Here is a 23,905-nt window from a genome sequence, read left to right on the forward strand (position 1 = left end):
CTGGAGGATGCGATGGCTGCGGCGGACGATCACGCGACGATCTACAAGGATTTCGGCGAGGCGGTGAACATGGCGCCGGCCGAACTGGAGCGCTTCCTGGACAGTGACGACAGCAAGCGCGTCGGCTGGAAGGGTGAGGACGGCAAGGGATCGGGCGAGAGCGTCGGCCATAAATCGGGTGAGCGGATCGTCACGATCCTGCGAACCAAGAAGGCGGATCTGACCGACGATGACTATGCGCACATGAAGAAGGTGGTCGGCTACGTGCACCGCCATCTGGCGCAGGGCGGCCCGGCCAAGGACAAGGCGCAGAGCGACTGGCGCTATTCGCTGATGAACTGGGGGCACGACCCGGAGAAATAGCGGCGTCCGTCGCCCCTGGACGCAAGAGCGCTGACCCGTCCTACCCGTGACGGAAGACATGAGCCTCACCCGTGCTTCGACGGGCTCGGCACGAACGGGAGGGATGCATCTCTATCCGGTGACGGCAAATCGTCCGCGTGGGCGTTCCCGTCACGCCGCGGCGCTGTCGTCCCAGCGGCGATGCGCGAGGGTGCGGGCTTCTTCCACGGGCAGCGGGCGGCCGAAGTAATAGCCCTGCACCTTGGTGCAGCCCAGGTCCTGTACCAGGCGATGCTCGGCCTCCGTCTCCACCCCTTCCGCGGTGGTGGCCATGCCCAGGCTCTGGGCGAGGGCGACGACGGCGCGGATGATCGCGATGGCTTCCTTGACGCCCTTCGACGCGCCCTGGACGAAGCTGCGATCAATCTTGATCGACGAGAAGCGGGTCCGCGACAGATAGCCGAGCGACGAATAGCCGGTGCCGAAATCGTCGAGGCTGAGGCGGACGCCGAGGTCAAGGATGCGCTCCAGCACCTTGGTCGCGCCCAGGCCCTCGTGCATGAAGACGCTTTCCGTTACCTCCAGCTCCAGCCGCTCCGCCGACAGCCCCGAATTGGCGAGCGCGGAGGTGACGACCGCAACGAAGTTCGGGTTCTGCAACTGGTCGGGCGACACGTTCACCGCGACGCGGACATTGGAGGGCCAGCTTGCCGCCTCTGCGCACGCGGTGCGCACCACCCATTCGCCGATCGGCTGGATGAGCCGCGCTTCCTCCGCCAGCGGGATGAATTTGACCGGCGAGACGTTGCCGAACTGCGGGCTCTGCCAACGCAGCAGCGCCTCGAACCCGGTGAGATTGCCGGTGCCGGCGTCGACCACCGGCTGGTAATGAAGGTGCATCTCGCCCTTTTCGAGCGCCTGGCGCAGCGCCATTTCGAGGACGCGGCGCTCCTCGGCCTGGACGTGCAGTTCGGGTTCGTAGGCATGATAGACGCCGCGGCCGGCATCCTTGGCACGATAGAGCGCCAAATCGGCGGAGCGGATCAGCATCTCGGCCGTGCGGCCATCGCGCGGACCGACGGCGAGGCCGACGGAAGCGCCGATATAGAGCGTGTGCGCATCCACCTCATACGGGCGCGACAGCGTTTCGATGATGCGCCGGGCGAGCGCCTCCAGGGTGGCGGTGTTGCTCCCGTCGCGGACGACGACGGCGAATTCGTCACCGCCCAGGCGGCCGCACATCGTGTTGTCGCTCATCAACTGGCTCAGGCGTTCGGAGACGCGGCCGAGCAGGCGGTCACCGATCGGGTGACCGAGTGTGTCGTTCACCGCCTTGAAGCGGTCGAGGTCGATCATCATGAAGGCGCAGCGTCCGCCCCATTTGTCGGCATCGGCCATCGCGCGGACCAGTGTTTCGTTGACCATCAGACGGTTGGGCAGGCCGGTCAGCGTGTCGAAGCGCGCCATGCGGTTGATTTTGTCGGCGCTGGCGCGTTGTTCGGTGACGTCGGAACCGACACCGCGGAATCCGCAGAATGCACCCGATTCGTCGAAACGCGGGCTGGCGGCGAGTTCCCACCAGCGCTCTTCGCCGGCGACGATTAGCGGCAGGCGCAGGTCGCGGAAGCTTTCGCGCGTCTTGAGCTTGTCGGCGAGCGTGCGCAGCCCGGCGGAGAAATTGCCCGTCTCCCACGCCGGCCCGGCGAGTACCTGGAGGAAGGGCATGCCCTCGATCGCGACGGGATCGAGGCCGCAGGCATAGGCGAAGCGCGGCGAGGCCTTGATGACGCGCCGTGCCGAATCGGTTTCCCACAGCCAGTCGGCACTGCTGTCCTCGAACTCGCGCAGCAGCAGGCTGACCGTCTCGTCGCGTTCGCCAAGCGCCATCTGCGCGGCGCGGATCACCACGAGCGTCCGGGCGCGGTTGACGGCGATGCCGATCAGCATGGCGGTAAAGGCCGCCGTCGCACCGGCAGCGGCGAAGCTGTACAGGATCAGCAGCTTGACCGTGACGGCCAGGCCGAGCCCGCCGACGAAGGCCAGCGTCGCCAGCGCCAGCGGCGCCATCGCGACCGCGCCCGCGGTCATCACCACCGACAGGATCATCCACAGGACATAGGCGGCGAGCGACCCAGAAGGCGGGTTGAAGACCAGACAGGGTATCGCCCAGGCGACAGAGAGGGCGACGCCCTCCACCACCGTGGCGCGGACATCGGCCTGCGTTGCATATCCGTCCTGCCGGTGGCGGGTGCCGAGCCGGCGGACGGCGATCCCGACCGACACGATCGTCGTCAGCGCCGCCCAGCCGCCGAGCAGCAGCGGGGCGATGTCGGGCGCGAACAGCGACACGGTCATGCCGGCGCCGATCAGGTTGGCGGCGAGCAGCAGCAGCGCGAGCTGGCGGCCCGCATCGAGCTGCGTCGAGCGAATCCGCGCCCATTGCGCCGCATCCGCGCCGTCGCGCAGGCCGAGCAGTTGCAGGAAGCTGATCGCGTGCGGATCGGTGGCGGGGGGCGGTTCTTGGCTCACCCGGCGGGTTGTAGGGGCGCGAGGTTGACGGATGGTTAGGGCCGCACCGGATTTGGCCGACTGGCGGCCGGGGCATGATGATGCGTGCCTATCGTGCGGTTTAAGCGTGTCGAGTGGACAGGTTGGGCACGAACGGGCCGGATGCCCGGCCCCGCCGTCATCCCGGCTTCTGCCGGGATGACGGCCGAGGGAGCGCCGTCAGTTCAGGCGGCGATCGCGTAGGGTTTGATGTCGCCGCTGAGATACAGGTTGCGTGCCTTGGCGCGCGACAGCTTGCCCGAGCTGGTGCGCGGCAGGGTGCGCGGCGGGATCAGTTCGATCACGCAGTTCATGCCGGTCACCGAGCGGACGCGCTCGCGGATCTCCTCGCGCAGGCGCAGGCGCTCGGCATCGTCGCTGCTGCGGCACTGGACGAGGACGGCGGGCGTCTCCTCGCCGCCCGGCGTGGTGATCGCGAAGGCGGCGATATCGCCCGATTTGAAGCCGGGCAGCTGCTCCACCGCCCATTCGATATCCTGCGGCCAGTGGTTCTTGCCGTTGACGATGATCATGTCCTTGGCGCGACCGACGATGTAGATGTAGCCATCCGACATATAGGCCATGTCACCGGTGTCGAGCCAACCGTCGACCATGCAGGCGTCGGTCGCGGCATCGTCGCGGAAATAGCCGACCATGACGCTCGGACCCTTGCACCACAATTTGCCGATCGCGCCGTCGGGCAGCGGCGTGCCGTCCTCCTCGCGGATCTCGACGGTCATGTCACGGACCGGCTTGCCGCAGTTGACGATGGCGCGGAACCGCTGCGGGCGGGGGCCGTCGTTGGCGGCGAGAGAATCGCCGCCGCCCGACAGCTGCGTTTCCTCAACCAGCTCGACGCGAATGCCTTCACCCGGCGGCATCAGCGAGACGGCGAGCGTCGCTTCGGCAAGGCCATAGGAGGGGAGGAAGGCGCTGGCCTTGAACCCGGCGTCGGCGAAGGCATCGACGAACGCCTGCATCACGTCGGGACGGATCATGTCGGCGCCGTTGCCGGCGACCCGCCAGCGTGACAGGTCGAACCGCTCGGCAGCCTTGGTCTGCGACGACATGCGGCGCGCGCAGATGTCGTAGCCGAAGGTCGGCGAATAGGAGAGCGCGGTGCCGTCATGACGCGAGATCATGTCGAGCCAGGCGAGCGGCCGCCGCGCGAAATCCTCGGTCTTCAGGTAATCGGTCGACACCTGGTTGGCGATCGGCGACAGGAAGCAGCCGACGAGCCCCATGTCGTGGTACCAGGGCAGCCAGCTGATGCAGCGGTCGGTGCCGTCAATCTGCATGCCGTGGCTGTGCGCGGCGAGGTTGTTCAGCAGCGCATGGTGGGTGATCGCGACGCCGTGCGGAAAGCGCGTCGAGCCGCTGGAATATTGGAGATAGGCGATCGCCTGCCCGTCCGCCTGCGGCAAAGGCGCCTCCGGCGCCTCACGGCCGGCGAACTCGGACCAGTCGATCCCTTCCGTCCCGGCAAGCCGCGCCGCCTCCGCCGCCATCGCGGCAAGCTCCGGCGGGAAGATCAGCATCCGGGGATCGCAGCTGGCAAGCTGGACGCGCAGCTGCTCGATGTACGAATCGCGCCCGCCGAAGCTGGTCGGCAGCGGCAGCGGCACCGGCCAGGCGCCGGCATAGACCGTGCCGAAGAACAGGGCCGCGAACTCCGACCCGGTTTCGGCGACCAGCGCGATGCGGTCCTCGGGCTGCACACCCGCCGCGATCAGGCGGTGCGCCATGGCGATCGCATCGGTCCGCAGTTCGGCGAACGGATAGGGCCGTACCAGGGTACCACGCGCGTCGTGGAAGTTCAGGCCGCGCGTGCCGCTGGCGGCATAATCCAGCGCCTCGCCCAGCGTCGCGAAATCGGCGAAACGGCGCGGCAGGGCGTCGAGGGTCGGCGTGGAGGCCAATCGGGGCGTCGGCGAAGGCGCGGACTGATCGGTCATTCGGAAATTCCTGTTCGTTGCCGCCGTCATGCGGCCGTCGTCATTCTGCGGTATAAACGCGGGATCAACGTTCTCAATCCGCTGCCACTGTGGCAACAACATGGCCATGAGGCAGGAACGTCGCCCCCCGCCGCCGCTCGACGCGTCCGCGCTCGAACGGCTGGCCCTGCGCTATGTCGAACGGTTCGCGACGACGCGCGGCAAACTGGCCGATTACCTGACCCGCAAGATCCGCGAGCGGGGATGGGAAGGAGAGCCGGCCGACCCGCAGGCGCTCGCCGGCCGCATGGCGGAACTGGGCTATGTCGACGACCGGCTCTATGCCGAGAGCAAGGCGGCGGCGCTGACCCGGCGCGGGCTCGGCGCGCGCCGGGTGGGCGCGGCGCTGCGCCAGGCCCGCGTCGACGAGGCGGATGCCGACGCGCTCGCGCCCGCCATCGCGGCCCAGGCATGGGAAGCGGCACTCACCTTCGCGCGGCGGCGGCGGATCGGACCCTTCGGTGCGGCGGTCGACGATCGCGCCGTTCGCGACCGTCAACTCGCCGCGATGCTGCGCGCGGGGCATGATTTCGCCCTCGCCCGCAGGATTGTCGCAGCGCGGGACACCGAAGAACTCGGAGAATCAGGGTAAACCGGCCATTCGCAATTGCAGCAGCGACGAACCGTGCTAGCGTGGCGGCAACAGGGGTGCAGTGATGCGTAGCGAGCCGCAACGAGAGGGCGACGATCGCGACGACGGGGTGATGCCCGGCGATCGCGGCGACATGGCCATCGACAGCGTCCGGGATACAGGGCCGATCGCGGTCGCCGGCGTCATCAAATGGTTCGACGTGACGCGGGGCTTCGGCTTCGCGGTGGCGGACGACGATGGGATCGGCGACGTGCTGATCCATTTCTCCGTGCTTCAGCCGCATGGCCGGCGCAGCCTGCCCGAAGGCGCGCGGGTGGAGACGCTCGCGATCCAGCGCGGCCGCGGCTACCAGGCGCGCGAAGTGGTGGCGATCGACCTCAGCCAGGCGGTGGAGGAGCCGCCGCGCCCGCCCCGCAACGTCGACCGGGTCGATCCCGTCGCGCTGATCGACGCCGCGGGCGATTTCGAACCGGTGCTGGTCAAATGGTTCAACCGGCTGAAAGGCTATGGTTTCCTGGTTCGCGACAGCGATGGCGGCGACGTGTTCGTCCACATGGAGACCTTGCGCCGGGCGGGCCTCGCCGCCATCGAGCCCGACCAGCGGCTGCGCGCCCGCATCGTCGCAGGCCGCAAGGGGCCGCTGGCCGTGAGCGTCGAAGAGGATTGAGGGCATGATCGGAACCAAGGCGGTCGTGGCGATCGTCGCGGCGCTGGGGTTGGGGGCTACGGGAGTTGCCGTAGGCACCGGCATGTTCTCGCATGACGCGCCCGTCGAAGACACGGCGAAGGCGATGCTGCCGGTGACGATCGCCAGCGCGAACGGCACCCATACCTTCCGTGTCGAGCGCGCAGTGACGCCGGCCGAGCAGGAGCGGGGCCTGATGTACCGCACCGACCTTACGCCCGATGGCGGCATGCTCTTCTACCCCTATCCCGCCACCGGCGGCGGCCCGCGCGAGGCGAGCTTCTGGATGAAGAACACGCCGACGCCGCTCGACATCCTCTTCATCCGCGCCGACGGCACGATCGCGACCATCGCCGAGAACACCGTTCCCTTCTCGCAGACCCCGGTGCCCTCGCGCGAGCCGGTGGCCGCGGTGCTGGAACTGGTCGGCGGCCGTACCGCCGAGCTCGGTATTGCCGAGGGCGACAAGGTAAGCTGGGCGAAATAGCCGGTCGCTTGGGCAATCGGTGATCCCCGCCTCGCCATGCGATCCACGGGTTGAAGGCCGCCGCCGACGCGGGTAAGCGCTGGGGCATCATGGGCATCAACCTCAATCCCTTCACCTGGTGGAACGGCGCATCGTGGGGCACGATGTTCTACGGTCTGCGCGGCATGACGCAGGTCGGCACCGATTCGCTCGGCAACGCCTATTACGAGGGGCGTCGCGACGGCAGCGGCCGGGCGCGGCGCTGGGTGATCTATGAAGGTGCGAACGACGCCAGCCGCGTGCCGCCCGAATGGTTCAGCTGGCTGCACCATCATATCGACGAGGTGCCCGATCGCGCGCTGCCGCCGGTGCGTGAGTGGCAGAAGCCGGCGATGCCCAACATGACCGGCACCCCGCTCGCCTATCGCCCGTCGGGCTCGCTGGAAAAGGGCGGCAAGCGCGCCGCCGCCACCGGCGATTACGAAGCCTGGACGCCCGAAGGGTGAGCCGCCGCTGGCTGGCGGCCGGCGTCCTGCTGGTGGCGCTGGCGCTGGCCGCCGTGTTCGGGTTTCGCGCGCTGCATCGCCCGGACGAGCGCGGGCCGGTGATCGCGGCGCAGGAACTGGCGCCGGACAGCCGCCCTGCCGCCGAGGGCATCGAGACGATCGCCGCCAGCGACGTGGCGCTGCCGACCGGCGGCACGCCGATGGCGCAGCGCGTCGCGGTGGTCGGCCTGCTCAACAAGCGCAACGGGGTCAGCCGCGACGTCACGCTGAAGCCGGGGCAGGCGGTGCGGATCGGCGATGCTATCATCCGCCTGCGCGCGTGCGAACATACCGCACCATGGGAGCAGGACCAGCTGACCGGCACCTTCGTTCAGCTCGACGTGCGCGGCAGCGACCGCCACTGGCGCCGCGCCTTTTCCGGCTGGCTGTTCAAGGAGCGCCCCGCGCTCAACGTCGTCCAGCATCCGGTCTACGACGTGTGGACCAAGAGCTGCACGATGTCTTGGCCGGCGACCGGCCCGGACACGGTGTCGGCCGGCGGCGGCGCAAGCCGATCGAGCGCAAGGAAGTCCCCCGCGGCCGACGACGCCGAGCCTGCCGCCGAGGCGGACGATGCGGTGGTGCCGTCGAGCGCGCCGGCCAGCAACGCGCAATAATTCGCCCGTGACACCTCCACCGCGCCCAGCGAGGCGAGGTGCGGCGTCTGGAACTGGCAGTCGAGCAGAGCGAATCCGCCGACCTTGAGCCGCGCGACCAGCCAGGCGAGCGCGACCTTGGACGCATCCGTCCGGCGGCTGACCATCGATTCGCCGAAGAAAGCCCGCCCCAGCGCCAGGCCGTACAGGCCGCCGACCAGTTCCTCGCCCTCCCAGCATTCGATCGAATGGGCAAAGCCGAGCCGGTACAGCGCCACGAAGGCCTGCTCGATGCCGCCGTTGATCCACGTCTCGGGCCGGTCGTCGGCGCTTTCCGCGCACAGCGCGATCATCCGCTCGAACGCGGTATCGGCGGTGACGCGGAACCGGTCGCGCGCGATCGTCCTGGCCAGCGAGCGCGACAGGTGGAATCCGTCGAGCGGCAGGATCGCCCGCCGGCGCGGCTCGACCCAATAGACGCTGCCCGCATCGCGATGATCCGCCATCGGAAACACCCCCACCGCATAGGCGCCGAGCACGGTCTTCGGGTCGAGCATGTCCATCACGGCACAGGTGGCGGGCGGGACGGCAGATGGCAAGGTGGTGGTGGGGGCGCCTGCTTATGGATGCTCGCAGAAATCAGATGCGCATCGGCCGGCCCTTCACTCACGAAAAAGGGGCCGGCGGATCGCTCTGCCGGCCCCCTGTAGCGCAAGGGTCTGCGCGCTTACGACTTGCAGGTCTGCGACGGCTTGCCCGGCTGCGTGACCGTGATGTTGGCCGCGTTGCCGGTCAGCTTCCAGCCGCCCTCGGCGGTCAGCGGATCGCCGGCCTTTTCGGCGGTCAGGCGGTTGATCGTGCCGGTCGGGCTGGTCTTGACGAAGGCCAGCTTGTCGCCCTCGAACAGCGTCACGTACAGCAGGCTGTTGTCCTTGCAGCGGAAGGTCTTGTCGGCCTTGATCGCGGGCGGCAGCTCGACGGGCGCGCGATTGGCGAGTTCCGTCGCCATCGGATCGGGATTGCTGTCGACCACCTCGGGCGAGGCGGGCTTGGAGTTGCAGGCGGCCAGCGCGAGCAGCGCGGCGGTGGCGGAGAGGAGGAGGGGGCTCTTCATAGCGGCTCGACGCTTTGCGCATGCGACCTCGCAAATCAAGGTAAATGGCCGATCTATGTGAAACCGTGCCATAAAATGGGATGAACCGCTGCTCGTCAGGCTTCATCGCGGCCAAGCCGCATTGGCTTGCCGCCCGCGCGGGGAGGGGCCATCTAGCGGGCATGCACACGACGCCCGACACACTCGCCCTGATCGGCAACACGCCGCTCGTCCGCCTCAAGGGGCCGAGCGAGGCGACCGGCTGCGATATCTTCGGCAAATGCGAATTCGCCAATCCCGGCGCGAGCGTGAAGGACCGCGCTGCGCTCGGCATCGTCGAGGATGCCGAGGCGCGCGGGCTGCTGCACCCCGGCGGCACCATCGTGGAAGGCACGGCGGGCAATACCGGCATCGGCCTCGCCCTCGTCGCCAACGCCAAGGGCTATCGGACGATCATCGTCATGCCCGAGACGCAGAGCCGCGAGAAGATGGACACGCTGCGCGCGCTCGGTGCCGAGCTGGTCCTGGTGCCCGCCGCGCCCTACGCCAGCCCTTGCCATTTCGTACACACCAGCCGCCGCATCGCCGAGGAGCGCGACAATACGCTCTGGGCGAACCAGTTCGACAACGTCGCCAACCGTCGTGCGCATATCGTCGGCACCGCCGAGGAGATCTGGCAGCAGATGGACGGGCGGATCGACGGCTTCACCTGCGCCGCCGGCACCGGCGGTACGATCGCCGGCGTCGGCCTGGGGCTGAAGGCCAAGGACGAGGGCATCTGCATCGCGTTGAGCGATCCGCACGGCGCCGCCCTGTACGAATACTACCAGAATGGCGAATTGCGCAGCGAAGGCACGTCGGTGGCGGAGGGCATCGGCCAGGGGCGGATCACCGCCAACCTGGAAGGTGCGCCGATCGACACGCAGTTCCGCATTTCGGATCAGGAGGGCTATCGCTGGGTCCGCCGGCTTCTCGATGAGGAGGGGCTGTGCCTGGGCCTGTCGTCGGGCATCAACGTCGCCGGCGCGGTCCGGCTCGCCGAACATCTGGGGCCGGGCAAACGCATCGCGACGATCCTGTGCGATACGGGTTTCCGCTATCTGTCGACGCTGTACGATCCCGATTGGCGCGCGGCCAAGGGGCTCGGTTGAGCCTTTGTTCGACAAACGCGTGACGAAGCGTTACAGAGGCGCGGCAAGATGAGAGCCGTGCGAGACCCTCACCAGACGATGCAGCGGATCAAGGTCGGCCTCATCGGTCTTGTCGCCGTGGTGCTGCTGATCGTCGTCGCCAGCGCCATTCTCGGCTCGGCGACGCGCGAGCGGCCGATCGCCACCGCCGGTTCGGCACAGCCCGACGTCGTCGCCAACATCGCCATGACCAACACCGGCGCTGCAGCAGCCGCCGCCGATTCGTCGGGCGAACCGCTGGCCGAACTGGGCGTCGCCCCCTCGACCAGCAACAGCCAGGCCGCTCGATGAGCATTTGCCGGGGAAATCCGGGGACGGGCTGGTCCGGGGCCGCGGATCTTCGAGATTTCGCGGGCTTGAGCAGCATCGTCCGGCTGCCGAATTGGGGCCAACCCCCGCCCGGTTGACCGCGGATCGGGTGCGATTCCCCGGCCATCCCCAAAAATCCCGTTGCCTCCCCGACATGCTGTTGATACCAATCAGCTAACAACGGGGCAGGCATCACCGTTTTGCGTTCGCGCAAGGGGTCGAAGGGTAGCGACAGGCTGCTTTTCGAAACGGTGGGCCGTGCACGTCAGGGTGCGAGACGGACGTGTCGGAAAGGGGCGATTATCAGGGAAGCGGCCTCGCTCTTGTCGACGACAAGGGACGTGTCGCCATCCCCAATGCGCTCCGCAGCACGCTCGCCGAGAACGCGCCCCGCGCCGACGGCAAGGACGGCGGCACCGTCATCATCGCCGCGCACGAGGATCAGCCCTGCCTTATCGCCTATGATCCCGCTTATCTCGCCGAACTGAAGCGCGAATTGAACGAACGCGTCGCCTTGTCGCGTGGCGCCGACGGCAAGATCGACCATAATATCAAGCGCGGCGGCGCGAACGGCGAAGCGGTGCCCTTCGATGGCTCGGGCCGCTTCATCATGCCCGGCTTTCCGCGCTTCTACGCCAATATCGGCGGCCATGCCTTCTTCTGGGGCACGCTGGATTACATCGAGATCTGGGATCCCAGGACGTTGCTCTCCACCCCGGGCATCGCGTCGCAGATGGTGGCCGCCTGCCGCTATTACTGCCAGGACAAGGGGATCGCGCTTGACTGACGCGCTCCACATCCCGGTCCTGCTCGACGAAGTGATCGCCGCGCTCGCCCCCGCGCCCGGCGAGACGATCGTCGACGCGACCTTCGGCGCCGGCGGCTACACACGGGCGATCCTGGAGCGCGGCGCGCGCGTCTATGCGTTCGACCGCGATCCCGACGCGATCCGGGACGGCGCGGCCGACGAGGCGCATTGGAATGGCCAGCTGTCGCTGCATCCGCATCCGTTCTCCCGGCTCGCCGACGAACTGGTGCGCATGAGCGCGCCGGCGGTTGATGGCGTGGTGTTCGACATCGGCGTGTCCTCGATGCAGCTCGACCAGGCGGAGCGCGGCTTTTCCTTCCAGGCGGATGGCCCGCTCGACATGCGGATGGCGCAGGAGGGGATGAGCGCCGCCGACTTCGTCAACACCGCCGACGAAGAGGCGATCGCCGATGTCCTCTATCATTATGGCGACGAGCCAAAGTCGCGCCGCGTCGCCCGCGCGATCGTCGCCGCGCGGCCGCTGACCCGCACCGGCGAACTCGCCGCCGTCGTGCGCAAGGCGCTCGGCCACCGGCCGCATGACAAGAAGGATCCGGCGACGCGCACGTTCCAGGCGATCCGCATCCATGTGAACCGGGAACTCGGCGAACTCGCCGACGGCCTCGCCGCCGCGGAGCGCGCGTTGAAGCCCGGCGGGCGCCTCGCCATCGTGACCTTCCACAGCCTGGAGGATCGCATGGTAAAGCGGTTCCTGCGCGAACGCTCGGGCAACATGCCGGGCGGCTCGCGCCATCTGCCGCAGGCGCAAGCCGGTGCGGCACCCAGTTTCGAGGATGTCGGCCGCGGTCTGCGCGCCGGCGAGGCCGAGGTGGCGCGCAACCCGCGCGCCCGCTCGGCGACATTACGGACCGCACGGCGCACGGCAGCGCCCGCGTGGGGCAACAGCGATTTGGCGGAGGTGAGGTCATGACGGCGGCGTATCGGTTGAAGGGGATCGGGTGGTTCGGTGGCTGCGTCGCCATCGTCCTCGGTTTCTACCTGGTGTCGCTGCAGGTCGCCGCCGAGCGCAAGAAGCTGGAGGGCATGGACCGCAAGATCGACGCGGCGCAGCGCGACATCCGCGCGCTGGAGACCGAATTCGAGACGCGCGCCAACCTCGCCCAGCTCGAAAAGTGGAATGGCGAGACGCTGGCGCTGGCCGCGCCGACCGCCGGCCAGTTCGTGACCGACGAGGGGGCGCTCGCCAGCCTCGACGTCAATCGCGTCAACGTCGTCGAACCGGGCACCAAGGTCGCCGCGCTGGTCGTGCCGTCGCTGGCGACGATGCCCGCCGCCGCGACGCCCGCCACGCCCGCGCCCGTCGCCATCCCCGCGGTGGTGCAGGTCGCCGCGGCGCTGCCCGACGCCAAGCGCGCCGTCATCCGCGCCGCCGCGATCGAGAAGAGCGCGCCGATGCTCGCCAAGCTGAACGAGGCGGCGCGTGCCAAGGTGGCGGTCGCCAAGGTGCGGCCGCAGGCGGTGGCGATGCTCGACAAGAAGCTGCTGTCCGATTCGACGCTGGGTGACATCCTGAGCAGCGCGCGTGCGGAGGCCCGCAAGCGTTGACCGTCATCGTCGCCCGCCCCAGCCAAGCGCAGCGGCGCACCGCCACGCAGCGTCATGCGCTGGTGGCGACGTCGCACATGCGCCTGATGATGCTGCTGATGCTGTTCGCCGCCGCAGTGGTGCTGGTCATCGGGCGGCTGGCGATACTTGGCGTCCTGTCGGGCGGCGAGGCTGAGGCGCGCGTCGCGGCGCTGGCGGCGCGGGGCGATATCGTCGATCGCAACGGCGCGCCGCTCGCCCGCACGATCGATGCCTGGACGATCGCCGTGCATCCCAGGAAGATCATCGGCGACAAGATGGAGATCGCCAGCCGGCTCGCGGCGCTGATGCCCGACCGCGGCGACCAGGCCTGGTTCTATCGCCAGCTGAGCCGCGACGTCAGCTTCGTCTACCTGCAGCGCCGCGCCAGTCCCGCGCTGGTCGAGCAGGTCAACGCGATCGGCGAGCCGGCGCTGGTCTTCGCGCGCGAAACGCAGCGGCTCTATCCGCAGTCGACGATGGCGGCGCATGCGCTCGGCTTCCTGTCCACCGACGGCCACGGCATGAGCGGCATGGAGCGGGTGCTCGACGAGCGTCTGCTCGACCCGACCAAGGCGGGGCAGCCCGTCGCCCTGTCGATCGATGCCCGCGTGCAGGCGGCGTTGGAAAGCGAACTCGGCCGCGCGATGGGCACCTTCTCGGCGCGCGGGGCGGGCGGCATCGTGCTCGACGTGGCCACCGGCGAGGTCGTGGCGATGGTGTCGCTGCCGACGTTCAACCCCAATCGCGTCGGCATGGCGGGCAGCGAGGAACTGCGTAACCTGACCACCCAGAGCGTGTTCGAACTGGGTTCGACCTTCAAGCCGATCACCGTCGCCACCGCGATCGACACCGGCACGGTGTCGCTCAACCGCAAATTCGACGCGACGCACCCATTGAAGGTCGGCGGCTTCACCATCCACGACGAACGCGGCGATCCGCAGCGCTGGCTGTCGATGCCCGAAACGCTGATCTATTCCTCCAACATCGCGACGGCCCGCATCGCCGACGAGGTGGGTCCGGAAAAGATGCAGACGATGTTCCGCAAGCTGGGCTTCGACACCAAGCCGGACATCGAATTGCGTGAAAAGGGCCGCCCGCTGTGGCCGCATTACTGGGCGCGCACGACCACCATGACCACCGCTTATGGCCATGGCATCGCGGTGACGCCGCTGCACCTCGCGTCCGCCTACGCTGCGCTGGTCAACGGCGGCATCTGGCGGCCGGCGACGCTGCTGAAGGTGGAGCCCGGCCATGCGCCCGTCGGCCGCCGCGTCGTCAGCGAGCAGACCAGCGCGCGGATGCGGCAGATGCTGCGGCTGATCGTGCTGCGCGGCACCGGGCGCAAGGGCGATGCGCCGGGCTATCGCGTCGGCGGCAAGACGGGTACGGCTGAGGCGGCGGTCGCCGGCGGCTATGACCATTCGCGCAACGTCGCGACCTTCGCCGCGGCTTTTCCGATGGATGCGCCGCGCTATGTCGTGCTGGCCATGCTCGATTCGCCGCTGGGTACCAAGGAGACGTTCGGTTGGAAGACTGCCGCCTGGAATGCCGCCCCCGTCGTCGGTCGCACGATTGCGCGCGTCGGCGCGATGCTGGGCGTGGTGCCGGACGACCGCCGCGATATCGACGTCAACGACCTGATGCCGCTGATCTGGCAGGAGCAGACCGCCAAGGCGGCAGGCGACAATTGAGCGCGCGGCGATGAGGCTGGGCACGCTGACCGGCGGCGACGAACAGGCGATCGTCACCGGCTTCGCGATCGATCACCGCAAGGTCGCGCCGGGAACGGTGTTCGGCGCGTTCCAGGGCGCGCGGGTGAATGGCGAGGATTATATCGCCGACGCGGTCCGCTCGGGCGCGGTGGCGGTGGTGACCCGCCCCGGCGTCGTGGTGGAGGGTGCCGTCGCGATTGCCGACGACAATCCGCGCGAACGCTTCGCACGCGCCGCCGCCGCCTTCTTCGCGCCGTTCCCAGCTGTCGCGGTGGCGGTGACCGGCACCAACGGCAAGACCTCCACCGTCGAAATGACGCGGCAGTTGTGGCGGATGGCGGGCGAGCACGCCGCTTCGATCGGCACGTTGGGCGTCACCACCGCGGATGATCGGGTGACGACCGGGCTTACCACACCCGACGTGGTGACCTTTCTCTCCAACGTCGCCGGCCTAGCCCGTGAGGGCGTGACGCATGTCGCGTTCGAGGCGTCGAGCCATGGCCTCGTGCAATATCGGACGGAAGGGCTGGAGGTGGCGGCGGCGGCCTTCACCAATCTCAGCCGCGACCATCTCGACTATCACGGCGACATGGGCGCCTATCTCACCGCCAAGCTGCGCCTGTTTTCCGAGGTGCTGAGTCCCGCCGGAACAGCGGTGGTGTGGGCCGACGACGTCGAATCGGCACGGGTGATCGATCTTGCCAAGGCGCGTGGCAACCGGCTGGTGACGGTCGGCGAACGCGGCGCGACGCTGCGGCTGGTCGGGCGCGATCCGACGTTGCTCGGTCAGGGGCTCGTCATCGAGGCGGACGGCGCGACGCACCGCGTCACCCTGCCGCTGATCGGCGGCTATCAGGCGGCCAATGCGCTGGTCGCGGCCGGGCTGGTGATCGCCACCGGCGGCGATGTAGCGACGACGATCGCCAACCTTGCGCGCCTGCAACCGGTGCGTGGACGGCTGGAACGCGCGGCCATCGCGCGTAGCGGTGCGCCGGTGTACGTCGATTACGCCCATACGCCGGACGCGCTGGAGGCGGCGATCGCCGCGTTGAAGCCGCACGCCGGTGGCCGACTGATCGTGGTCTTCGGTGCCGGCGGCGACCGCGACGCGGGCAAGCGCGAGACGATGGGGCAGGTCGCGCAGATGCAGGCGGACATCGCCATCGTCACCGACGACAACCCCCGCACCGAAGACCCCGCCGCGATCCGCGCCGCGATCCTGAAGGGCGCGCCCAACGCGCGCGAGATCGGCGACCGGCGCGCGGCGATCGCCGCGGCGATCGGCGAGGCTGGGCCGCAGGATATCGTGCTGATCGCCGGCAAGGGGCATGAGCAGGGACAGATCGTCGGCGACCTGGAACTGCCGTTCGACGACGTGACCGTGGCGCGGGAGTGCGCGGCGTGAGGGGCGATGGACTCCTCCCCGGAACGGGGAGGTGGCACGCCGCAGGCGTGACGGAGGGGCAGCCAAGCAAGGCCGTCGCCCGCGGCTGCCCCTCCACCAGCCTGTGGCTGGTCCCTCTCCCCGCGCCGGGGAGGAATTGACATGCTCTGGACCGCAGGCGAGATCGCCGCTGCGACCTACGGCATCGCCTCCGCCGATTTCGCCGCCACCGGCGTCGCCTTCGACAGCCGCGAGGTCGGGCCGGGCGACCTGTTCGTCGCGCTGACCGGGGAGAGCACCGATGGCCACCGCTTCCTGTCCCAAGCATTCGCGCAAGGTGCGGCCGGGGCGATCGTCTCCGTCGACACGCCCCATCCGCACGTCCGCGTCGCCGATACATTCGCGGCGCTGAACGACCTCGGTCGCGCGGCGCGGGCGCGGATGGCGGGCACGGTGATCGGTGTCACCGGATCGGTCGGCAAGACCAGCGCCAAGGAGGCGCTGTTCGCCGCGCTCGACCGGTCGCTGCCGAGTGAGGTCCACCGTTCGGTCAAGAGCTACAACAACCACACCGGCGTACCGCTCAGCCTCGCCCGCATGCCGCGCGACACGCGGGTCGGCGTGTTCGAGATGGGGATGAACCATCCCGGCGAACTCGCCGCGCTGACCCGCATCGTCCGCCCGCATATCGCCATCGTCACCGCCATCGCCCCGGCACATACCGCCTTCTTCCCCGACGAAAGCGCCATCGCCGACGCCAAAGGCGAAATCTTCCAGGGCCTTGAGCCCGGCGGGACGGCGATCGTCCCCTTCGACAGCCCGCACCGCGACCGGCTGATCGCCGCCGCCGCCCCGTATGCCGGCCGCACCGTGACCTTCGGCCTGCGCAAAGGTGCGGACGTGCGCGCCGTGGAGGCGATGCGGCTGCCCTCCGGCGCCTCCTTCGTGACGGCGAAGCTGGGGGAGCGCGAACTGTCCTTCACCCTGTCGCAGCCGGGCATGCACTGGGTATCCAACGCGCTCGCCGTGCTGGCGGCGGTCGAGGCGGCGGGCGGCGACCTCGCACGGGCCGGCCTTGCGCTGGCCGAGATGGGCGGCCTCGCGGGGAGGGGGCTGCGGTTCATGGCGCCCGCAGCCGGCGGCGACATGCTGGTGATCGACGAAAGCTACAACGCCAACCCCGCCTCGATGCGCGCGACGCTCGCCGTGCTGGCGGAGGAGCCGGGCCGCCACCTCGCCGTGCTGGGAGAGATGCGCGAACTGGGCGATGCCTCGCCCGATTATCATGCCGGGCTTGCCGAACCGATCCTCGCTGCAAACGTCGAAACGGCGCTGCTCGTCGGCGAAGCGATGGCGCCGCTGGCGCAAGCCCTTGAGGGACGCATCGAAGTCATGCATGTGGCCGACGCTGCGACAGCGCTCGGCCGGCTGAAAGACCTGGCCCGCGCCGGGGACGCGGTGCTCGTCAAAGGGTCGAACGGGGTCGGGCTGTCGCGGATCGTCGCAGGGCTCCGGGGCGCAGGTGATGCGATCGGTGATCGCATGGGGGTCAAAACGTAAATGCTGTACTGGATCGCCGAGCATCTGGGCTTCACCGGATTGCTGAACCTCATCCGCTACCAGTCCTTCCGGACGGGTGCGGCGGTGGCGACCGCGCTGCTGATCGGCCTCATCATCGGCCCCCGCTTCATCGGCTGGCTGCGTGTCCGCCAAGGCAAGGGGCAGCCGATCCGTGCCGATGGCCCGCAGACGCATCTCGCCAAGCGCGGCACGCCGACGATGGGCGGGCTGATGATCCTCACCGCCATGGCGCTGTCGATCCTGATCTGGATGGATCTCGCCAACCCCTATGTCTGGGCATGCCTGTTCGTGACATTGGGCTTCGGCGCGATCGGTTTCCTCGACGATTACGACAAGGTGCGCAAGGCGAGCACCGCCGGCGTCTCCGGCCGCACGCGCCTGCTGCTCGAATTCGCCATCGCCGGCATCGCCTCATGGATCATCATGGGGCAGAACGGGCCGCACCTGTACCTGCCGTTCACCGATCGCCTGTACCTCGACCTCGGCTATTTCTTTCCGGTGTTCGCGGCCTTCACCATCGTCGCGTTCGGGAATGCGGTAAACCTCACCGACGGCCTCGACGGGCTGGCGACCATGCCGGTCATCATCGCCAGCGTCGCCTTCATGCTGATCGTCTACCTCGCCGGCAACGTGAAGTTCGCGACCTACCTCGGCATCCCGCACGTGCCGGGCGCGGGCGAACTCGCGATCTTCTGCGGCGCGGTGATCGGCGCGGGCCTTGCCTTCCTGTGGTTCAATGCGCCGCCCGCCGCGGTGTTCATGGGCGATACCGGCAGCCTCGCCCTGGGCGGGGCGCTCGGCACGATCGCGGTGGTCGCGCACCACGAGATCGTGCTCGGCATCGTCGGCGGCCTGTTCGTGGTGGAGGCGCTCAGCGTCATCATCCAGGTGTTCTTCTACAAGCGCACCGGCAAGCGCATCTTCCGCATGGCGCCGATCCACCACCATTTCGAGCAACTGGGGTGGAGCGAGCCGACGGTCGTCATCCGCTTCTGGATCATCAGCCTGGTGCTGGCGCTCGCCGGCCTCTCGACGTTGAAGCTGCGGTGATCGTCTCGGCCGCCTGGAAAGGGCAACGCTATGCGGTGCTGGGGCTCGCACGCTCCGGCCTCGCCACCGTGCGGGCGCTCGCTGCGGCGGGCGCGTACGTCGTCGCCTGGGACAGCGACCCCGCCGCGTGCGGGCGGGCGGGGCAGGTCGACGGCGTGATCGTCCACGACATCGCCCAACTCGATCTCACCGGCGCGGCCGGCCTCGTCGTCTCGCCCGGCGTGCCGCTCAATACGCATCCGATCGTCGCCCGGGCGCGCGAGGCGGGGGTGCCGGTGATCGGCGATATCGAACTGTTCGCGCAGGCACGCGCGGAGCTGCCGCCGCACAAGGTCGTCGGCATCACCGGCACTAACGGCAAGTCGACGACGACCGCGCTGGTCCACCACATCCTCCAGACCGCAGGCCTGCCGACGCTGATGGGCGGCAACATCGGCCTGCCGATTCTGGAGCAGGCGCCATTGTCCGACGGCGGCGTCTACGTGCTCGAACTGTCGAGCTACCAGATCGACCTGACGCAGAGCCTCGACTGCGATGTCGCGGTGCTGCTCAACGTCACGCCCGACCATCTCGACCGCTATGACGGGTTCGAGGCCTATGCCGCCTCCAAGGCGCGGCTGTTCGCGATGCAATCGGCGGAGCACGACGCGATCGTCGGCATCGGCGACACGCCCTCGGCGCAGATCGCGCGCGGCCTGTCGGCCCGTGGCGAGCACCTTGCCAAGATCGCGCCGGGCGTGTGCATGGATCAGTCGCGCTGGCCGGCGCTGCAAGGGCCGCACAATGCCCAGAACGCGCTCGCCGCCATCGCTGTCGTCAAGGCGCTGGGTGTCGCGGAGGCGGACATCGATCGCGGGCTCGCCAGCTTCACCGGCCTGCCGCACCGCATGCAGACGGTGGCGACGCGCAACGGCGTCACCTTCGTCGACGACAGCAAGGCGACCAATCCCGAGAGCGCCGCACCGGCCCTGGGCGCCTTCGACCGCATCCACTGGATCGTCGGCGGCAAGCGCAAGGGCGACGACCTCGACGCGTGCGCGCCCTATTTCGATCGGATCGCCGCTGCCTACACGATCGGTGAGGCAGGGGCGCTGTTCGCCGACCTGCTGACCGGCAAGGTCCCGCACGTCGAACAGAGCGGTGACCTCGCCACCGCCGTCCGGGCTGCCGCCGCTGCCGCCAGGGCCGGAGAGGTCGTGCTGTTGTCGCCGGCCTGTGCTAGCTTCGACCAGTTCCGCGATTACGAGGAGCGCGGCGCCGCGTTCCGCGCGGCGGTGGGGGCACTGGGCTGATGGCGACACGGACGGACACCGGTGTGCCCGCGCAGGATCGCGACACGCTGATCGCCAAGGTCAAGCGCCGCGGCGGGCGGGGTGATCGCTCGCCGCTCGGCACCTGGTTCTGGGATATCGACCGGATGCTGCTGCTGCTGACGCTGTTCCTGATCGCGATCGGCCTGATCGCGGTCGCGGCGGCCAGCCCGGCGACGGCGGTGCGCTATTCCGGCGAACATCACAAATTCACGCCCCTCTATTATTTCTGGCGGCAGCTGATCTGGGTCGGCGTGTCGCTGCCGGTGCTGTTCGGCGTGTCAATGCTGCCGGTGCCCCTGGCGCGGCGGCTGGCATTGGTCGGCGCGGCCGTGCTGATCGCCTGTCTCGCGCTGACGCCCTTCGTCGGCAACAGCATCAACGGCGCGCGGCGCTGGATCGGCTATGGCTTCGCCTCGTTCCAGCCGTCCGAATTCCTGAAGCCGCTGTTCATCGTCACCGTCGCGTGGCTGCTGTCGTTGAAGGCGAAGGACCCGGAACTGCCGACGGTGCTCATCACCGGCGCGATGACCGGGCTGATCGCGGTGCTGCTGATGCTGCAGCCCGATTTCGGCCAGACGGTGATCTTCTGCACCGTTTGGATGGCGCTGCTGATGATCGCGGGAACGCCGATGCGCGTGCTCGGCGCGATCGTCGGCATGGTGCCGGTCGGGCTCGTCGCGGCCTATATGTTCTACGGCACGGCGCGTAACCGCATCGACGCCTTTCTCTTCCCCGGCGTCGAGGGGGAGGGCGCGAGCGACCATTTCCAGACCAACGCGGCGCATGCGACGATCACCAGCGGCGGATGGACCGGCACCGGCCCCGGCGGCGGCACCGCCAAATTCGGCCTGCCGGAGGCGCATACCGACTATATCTTTTCCGTGATCGGCGAGGAATTCGGACTGATCGCCTGCGCGATCATCGCGCTGGTCTTCCTCGCCATCGTCGTGCGCGTGTTCGTCAAGCTTTTGGACGAGCAGGACGAATTCAAGCTGTTGGCCGCCAGTGGCCTGGCGGTGCAGTTCGGTGCGCAGGCGCTGGTGTCGATGGCGGTCAATACCGGGCTGGCGCCGTCCAAGGGCATGACGCTGCCGTTCATCAGCTATGGCGGATCGTCGATGATCGCTCTGTCGATCGGCATGGGGTTGCTGCTCGCCTTCACGCGGCGCAATCCGTTCCTGACGCGCAGTCCCTATGTGGTGAGATGGGGTTCGAATTGAGCAAGCATTACGTCCTCGCCGCCGGCGGCACGGGCGGACATATGGTCCCCGCAGCGGCGCTGGCGGAGGAGCTGACCCGGCGCGGCCATCGCGTCGCGCTGGTCAGCGACGCACGCGGCGTGCGCTTCCCCGGCCTGTTCGAGAACGTGCAGACCCACGTCCTGCCCGCCGGCCGCTTCCAGGTGAAGAAGCCGCAGGGCTGGGCGAGCGCGATGCGAGAGATGTGGCGCGGCCGGGCGATGGCGCGCGAACTCTATCGCACCTTCAAGCCCGCCGCGGTGATCGGCTTCGGCGGCTATCCCGCCTTCCCGGCGCTGCTCGCCGCCTTTGCCGACAAGATCCCGACCGCGGTACACGAGCAGAATGCGGTGCTCGGCCGGGTCAACCGCCTCGTCGCCGGACGAGTGGGTGCGATCGCCACGTCGTACAAGCTGACCGAGCGGCTTGCCCCCAAGCACGAGCGCAAGGTCCACCTCGTCGGCAATCCGGTGCGCGAGGCGGTGCTCGCGCTGCGCACGCGCCCCTATCCGCTGCTGGAGGAGGACGGCATCTTCCGCGTCCTCGTCACCGGCGGCAGCCAGGGGGCGAGCGTGCTCAGCCAGGTGGTGCCGGACGGGCTCGCCATGCTGCCGGTCACCTTTCGCCGTCGCCTGCAAGTGACGCATCAGGCCCGCATCGAGGACATCGACGCGGTGCGCGCGCAATACGCCGAGCACCAGATCCCGGCGGAGCTTGCCACCTATCTGCCCGACATGCCCGAACAGCTCGCCTGGGCGCATCTGGTCATCGCCCGCGCCGGTGCATCGACCATCGCCGAGCTGACCGCCGCGGGGCGCCCGGCGATCCTGGTGCCGCTGCCGTCGGCGACCGACGACCACCAGACCGCCAACGCGCGCGAGATCACCAGGGCGGGCGGTGCGCGCACCATCCCGCAGCCCGAATTCACCGCCGTGGAGCTTGCCAAGCAGATGCAGAAACTGGGGCTGGACCCCGCCGCGCTCGAAAATGCCGCGGTCCGCGCCAGGAGCGTCGGCCGCCCGAACGCGGTGCGCGACCTTGCGGACCTCGTCGAGAGCCTGGATGCGCCGGTTTCGCGGCTGCCGGTGGGCAAGCCGGTGCGCAAGGCGGCCTACGCATGAGGGGTTATACATCACTCCTCCCCGGCACGGGGAGGTGGCACGGCGCAGCCGTGACGGAGGGGCAGCCCCAAGCGCTGGTCCCGCTGGGCTGCCCCTCCACCAGCCTGCGGCTGGTCCCCCTCCCCGTGCCGGGGAGGAACGCGTCATGATCCGCGGCGTCGCGACCGACATCGGGCCGATCCATTTCGTCGGCATCGGCGGCATCGGCATGTCCGGCATCGCGGAGGTGATGAAGAACCTCGGCTATACCGTGCAGGGATCCGACGTCGCCGAGGGCTATGTCGTGCAGGGCCTGCGCGACAAGGGCATCGCGGTCACCATCGGCCATGCCGCCGCCAACGTCGCCGAGGCGGCGGTGGTCGTCACCTCCACCGCGATCACCCGCTCCAATCCGGAGGTCGAGGCGGCGCTGGAACGGCGTATCCCGGTGGTGCGCCGCGCCGAGATGCTTGCCGAGCTGATGCGCCTCAAGCAGACGGTGGCGGTCGCCGGCACGCACGGCAAGACCACGACCACGTCGATGGTCGCGGCGCTGCTCGATGCCGGCGGGATCGATCCCACGGTCATCAACGGCGGCATCATCAACAGCTACGGCTCCAACGCCCGCCTCGGTGCCAGCGACTGGATGGTGGTGGAGGCCGACGAGAGCGACGGCAGCTTCCTGCGCCTCGACGGAACGATCGCGGTCGTCACCAACATCGATCCCGAACATCTCGACCATTACGGCAGCTTCGACGCGGTGAAGGACGCCTTCGTCGAATTTGTCGAGAACGTGCCGTTCTACGGCGCGGCCTTGCTCTGCCTCGATCATCCCGAGGTGCAGAACGTCCTGCCGCGGGTGCGCGACCGCCGTGTTGTCACCTATGGCTTCTCGGCGCAGGCGGACATCCGCGGCGTCAACGTCACGCCGGTGCCGGGCGGCAACCGCTTCGAATGTATCGTTCGCGAGCGGGACGGCACGACACGGTCGATCGAGGGCATCGAATTGCCGATGCCCGGCCGGCACAACGTCCAGAACGCGCTCGCCGCGATCGGCGTGGCGCTCGAACTCGGCATTCCGGATGCGACGATCCAACAGGGCTTCTCGGCGTTCGGCGGCGTCAAGCGGCGCTTCACCAAGGTCGGCGAGGTGGCCGAGGCGACCGTCATCGACGACTACGGCCACCACCCGGTCGAAATCCGCGCCGTACTCGCCGCCGCGCGTGAGGGCGCAAAGGGCCGGGTGATCGCCGTCGTCCAGCCGCATCGCTATTCGCGGCTCGGCAATCTGATGGAGGAGTTCCAGACCGCGTTCAACGACGCCGATCGCGTGCTGGTGACGCCGGTCTATGCCGCCGGGGAGGCGCCGATCGAGGGCGTCGATGCGCAAGCCCTGGTCGATGGATTGAAGCGCCGCGGCCACCGTTCGGCGGCGACCGTCGCCGACGCCGAGGCCCTCGCCGACGAACTCGCCGCGACGATCCAGCCCGACGACATGATCGTCTGCCTGGGTGCGGGCGACATCACCAAATGGGCGGCGGGCCTCGCCGCCGCGATCGGAGAGCGGCGATGAACGACTGGTTCGATGCGAGCCTGAAGCTCCAGAAGCAGATGCTCGACGCGCAGCGCAAATCGCTGGAGGCGGGCGGTCATGCGGTCGGCGCCGGCGAGGCCATGGTCCAGGCGCAGGAGGCGACGCGCAAGGCCGCGGAGGCGAATCTCGCCGCTTTCCAGGCGTGGACGCGATTGTGGGGCGTCGGGCCGTGGTAGAGA

23 protein-coding genes and 1 pseudogene are annotated in these 23,905 nt (G+C 68.9%); 20 read left to right on the forward strand and 4 right to left on the reverse strand.

Going from position 1 to position 23,905, the window contains the following annotated elements; translation table 11 throughout:
- Positions 1-12 precede the first annotated feature (12 nt).
- The gene (locus AC4GY7_RS05660; RefSeq protein ID WP_443584577.1) at positions 13-363 is read left to right on the forward strand and encodes a DUF3140 domain-containing protein; all 351 of its coding nucleotides are present in this window, start codon (positions 13-15) and stop codon (positions 361-363) included.
- Between the two features lie 150 nt (positions 364-513).
- Here the strand turns inward: AC4GY7_RS05660 and AC4GY7_RS05665 are convergent, their stop codons facing one another.
- Together AC4GY7_RS05665 and AC4GY7_RS05670 are read right to left on the reverse strand one after the other, a co-directional pair.
- The gene (locus tag AC4GY7_RS05665; protein WP_491112425.1) at positions 514-2,871 is read right to left on the reverse strand and encodes a putative bifunctional diguanylate cyclase/phosphodiesterase; all 2,358 of its coding nucleotides are present in this window, start codon (positions 2,869-2,871) and stop codon (positions 514-516) included.
- 203 nt (positions 2,872-3,074) lie between these two features.
- Positions 3,075-4,844: a fatty acyl-AMP ligase gene (locus tag AC4GY7_RS05670; RefSeq protein ID WP_491112426.1), complete on the reverse strand. Its 1,770-nt coding sequence runs from the start codon at positions 4,842-4,844 to the stop codon at positions 3,075-3,077.
- A gap of 100 nt (positions 4,845-4,944) precedes the next feature.
- Between AC4GY7_RS05670 and AC4GY7_RS05675 the strand changes: the two genes are divergently transcribed.
- The 5 genes and pseudogenes from AC4GY7_RS05675 to AC4GY7_RS05695 all read left to right on the forward strand — a co-directional run.
- Complete coding sequence (locus tag AC4GY7_RS05675) at positions 4,945-5,475, forward strand: RecX family transcriptional regulator (RefSeq protein ID WP_491112428.1); 531 nt, start codon at positions 4,945-4,947, stop codon at positions 5,473-5,475.
- A gap of 64 nt (positions 5,476-5,539) precedes the next feature.
- On the forward strand, positions 5,540-6,142 hold the full coding sequence (locus AC4GY7_RS05680; protein ID WP_491112429.1) for a cold-shock protein: 603 nt from the start codon (positions 5,540-5,542) through the stop codon (positions 6,140-6,142).
- 82 nt (positions 6,143-6,224) lie between these two features.
- A complete protein-coding gene (locus tag AC4GY7_RS05685; protein ID WP_491112806.1) occupies positions 6,225-6,647 on the forward strand; it encodes a DUF192 domain-containing protein in 423 nt (140 codons plus the stop codon).
- 89 nt (positions 6,648-6,736) lie between these two features.
- The gene (locus AC4GY7_RS05690) at positions 6,737-7,132 is read left to right on the forward strand and encodes an NADH:ubiquinone oxidoreductase subunit NDUFA12 (protein ID WP_491112807.1); all 396 of its coding nucleotides are present in this window, start codon (positions 6,737-6,739) and stop codon (positions 7,130-7,132) included.
- A 200-nt stretch (positions 7,133-7,332) separates the two neighbouring features.
- A pseudogene (locus tag AC4GY7_RS05695) lies at positions 7,333-7,566 on the forward strand (DUF2155 domain-containing protein); the annotation flags it as partial.
- A gap of 35 nt (positions 7,567-7,601) precedes the next feature.
- On the opposite strand, the gene aat reads toward AC4GY7_RS05695, so the two are convergent.
- Together aat and AC4GY7_RS05705 are read right to left on the reverse strand one after the other, a co-directional pair.
- On the reverse strand, positions 7,602-8,330 hold the full coding sequence (gene aat / locus AC4GY7_RS05700) for a leucyl/phenylalanyl-tRNA--protein transferase (RefSeq protein ID WP_491112430.1): 729 nt from the start codon (positions 8,328-8,330) through the stop codon (positions 7,602-7,604).
- 164 nt (positions 8,331-8,494) lie between these two features.
- Complete coding sequence (locus AC4GY7_RS05705; RefSeq protein ID WP_443584586.1) at positions 8,495-8,881, reverse strand: hypothetical protein; 387 nt, start codon at positions 8,879-8,881, stop codon at positions 8,495-8,497.
- A gap of 161 nt (positions 8,882-9,042) precedes the next feature.
- Between AC4GY7_RS05705 and AC4GY7_RS05710 the strand changes: the two genes are divergently transcribed.
- The 14 genes from AC4GY7_RS05710 to AC4GY7_RS05775 all read left to right on the forward strand — a co-directional run bounded on the left by AC4GY7_RS05710 (position 9,043) and on the right by AC4GY7_RS05775 (position 23,902).
- Complete coding sequence (locus tag AC4GY7_RS05710; protein WP_443584587.1) at positions 9,043-10,011, forward strand: cysteine synthase A; 969 nt, start codon at positions 9,043-9,045, stop codon at positions 10,009-10,011.
- 57 nt (positions 10,012-10,068) lie between these two features.
- Entirely contained in the window at positions 10,069-10,341 is a 273-nt protein-coding gene (locus AC4GY7_RS05715) for a hypothetical protein (RefSeq protein ID WP_491112432.1), read from the forward strand.
- 301 nt (positions 10,342-10,642) lie between these two features.
- Positions 10,643-11,146 carry a division/cell wall cluster transcriptional repressor MraZ gene (locus AC4GY7_RS05720; protein ID WP_491112433.1) on the forward strand — a complete coding sequence of 168 codons (504 nt, stop codon included), beginning with the start codon at positions 10,643-10,645 and terminating at the stop codon, positions 11,144-11,146.
- Positions 11,139-12,098 carry a 16S rRNA (cytosine(1402)-N(4))-methyltransferase RsmH gene (gene rsmH, locus AC4GY7_RS05725; RefSeq protein WP_491112435.1) on the forward strand — a complete coding sequence of 320 codons (960 nt, stop codon included), beginning with the start codon at positions 11,139-11,141 and terminating at the stop codon, positions 12,096-12,098. Before AC4GY7_RS05720 ends, rsmH begins: the two co-directional genes overlap by 8 nt.
- Positions 12,095-12,733, forward strand: a complete 639-nt coding sequence (locus tag AC4GY7_RS05730; RefSeq protein ID WP_443584591.1) for a hypothetical protein — start codon at positions 12,095-12,097, stop codon at positions 12,731-12,733. Before rsmH ends, AC4GY7_RS05730 begins: the two co-directional genes overlap by 4 nt.
- A complete protein-coding gene (locus AC4GY7_RS05735) occupies positions 12,730-14,445 on the forward strand; it encodes a peptidoglycan D,D-transpeptidase FtsI family protein (RefSeq protein WP_491112436.1) in 1,716 nt (571 codons plus the stop codon). The genes AC4GY7_RS05730 and AC4GY7_RS05735 overlap by 4 nt, the downstream gene beginning before the upstream one ends.
- Positions 14,446-14,455: 10 nt before the next feature.
- Complete coding sequence (locus AC4GY7_RS05740) at positions 14,456-15,871, forward strand: UDP-N-acetylmuramoyl-L-alanyl-D-glutamate--2,6-diaminopimelate ligase (RefSeq protein WP_491112437.1); 1,416 nt, start codon at positions 14,456-14,458, stop codon at positions 15,869-15,871.
- 141 nt (positions 15,872-16,012) lie between these two features.
- A complete protein-coding gene (locus AC4GY7_RS05745) occupies positions 16,013-17,410 on the forward strand; it encodes a UDP-N-acetylmuramoyl-tripeptide--D-alanyl-D-alanine ligase (protein ID WP_491112439.1) in 1,398 nt (465 codons plus the stop codon).
- Complete coding sequence (gene mraY / locus AC4GY7_RS05750; protein WP_443584595.1) at positions 17,411-18,481, forward strand: phospho-N-acetylmuramoyl-pentapeptide-transferase; 1,071 nt, start codon at positions 17,411-17,413, stop codon at positions 18,479-18,481.
- Positions 18,478-19,773, forward strand: coding sequence for a UDP-N-acetylmuramoyl-L-alanine--D-glutamate ligase (murD, locus tag AC4GY7_RS05755; RefSeq protein ID WP_491112441.1), 1,296 nt, complete (start codon positions 18,478-18,480; stop codon positions 19,771-19,773). Before mraY ends, murD begins: the two co-directional genes overlap by 4 nt.
- Positions 19,773-21,014 carry an FtsW/RodA/SpoVE family cell cycle protein gene (locus tag AC4GY7_RS05760; protein WP_491112443.1) on the forward strand — a complete coding sequence of 414 codons (1,242 nt, stop codon included), beginning with the start codon at positions 19,773-19,775 and terminating at the stop codon, positions 21,012-21,014. The genes murD and AC4GY7_RS05760 overlap by 1 nt, the downstream gene beginning before the upstream one ends.
- The gene (gene murG / locus AC4GY7_RS05765; RefSeq protein WP_491112445.1) at positions 20,999-22,153 is read left to right on the forward strand and encodes an undecaprenyldiphospho-muramoylpentapeptide beta-N-acetylglucosaminyltransferase; all 1,155 of its coding nucleotides are present in this window, start codon (positions 20,999-21,001) and stop codon (positions 22,151-22,153) included. The genes AC4GY7_RS05760 and murG overlap by 16 nt, the downstream gene beginning before the upstream one ends.
- 148 nt (positions 22,154-22,301) lie before the next feature.
- Positions 22,302-23,705: a UDP-N-acetylmuramate--L-alanine ligase gene (murC, locus tag AC4GY7_RS05770; protein WP_491112808.1), complete on the forward strand. Its 1,404-nt coding sequence runs from the start codon at positions 22,302-22,304 to the stop codon at positions 23,703-23,705.
- Positions 23,702-23,902, forward strand: coding sequence for a hypothetical protein (locus tag AC4GY7_RS05775; protein ID WP_443584599.1), 201 nt, complete (start codon positions 23,702-23,704; stop codon positions 23,900-23,902). Before murC ends, AC4GY7_RS05775 begins: the two co-directional genes overlap by 4 nt.
- The last annotated feature ends 3 nt before the right edge of the window (positions 23,903-23,905 follow it).

The sequence above is a fragment of the Sphingomonas sp. SP5 genome (genome assembly GCF_058313455.1).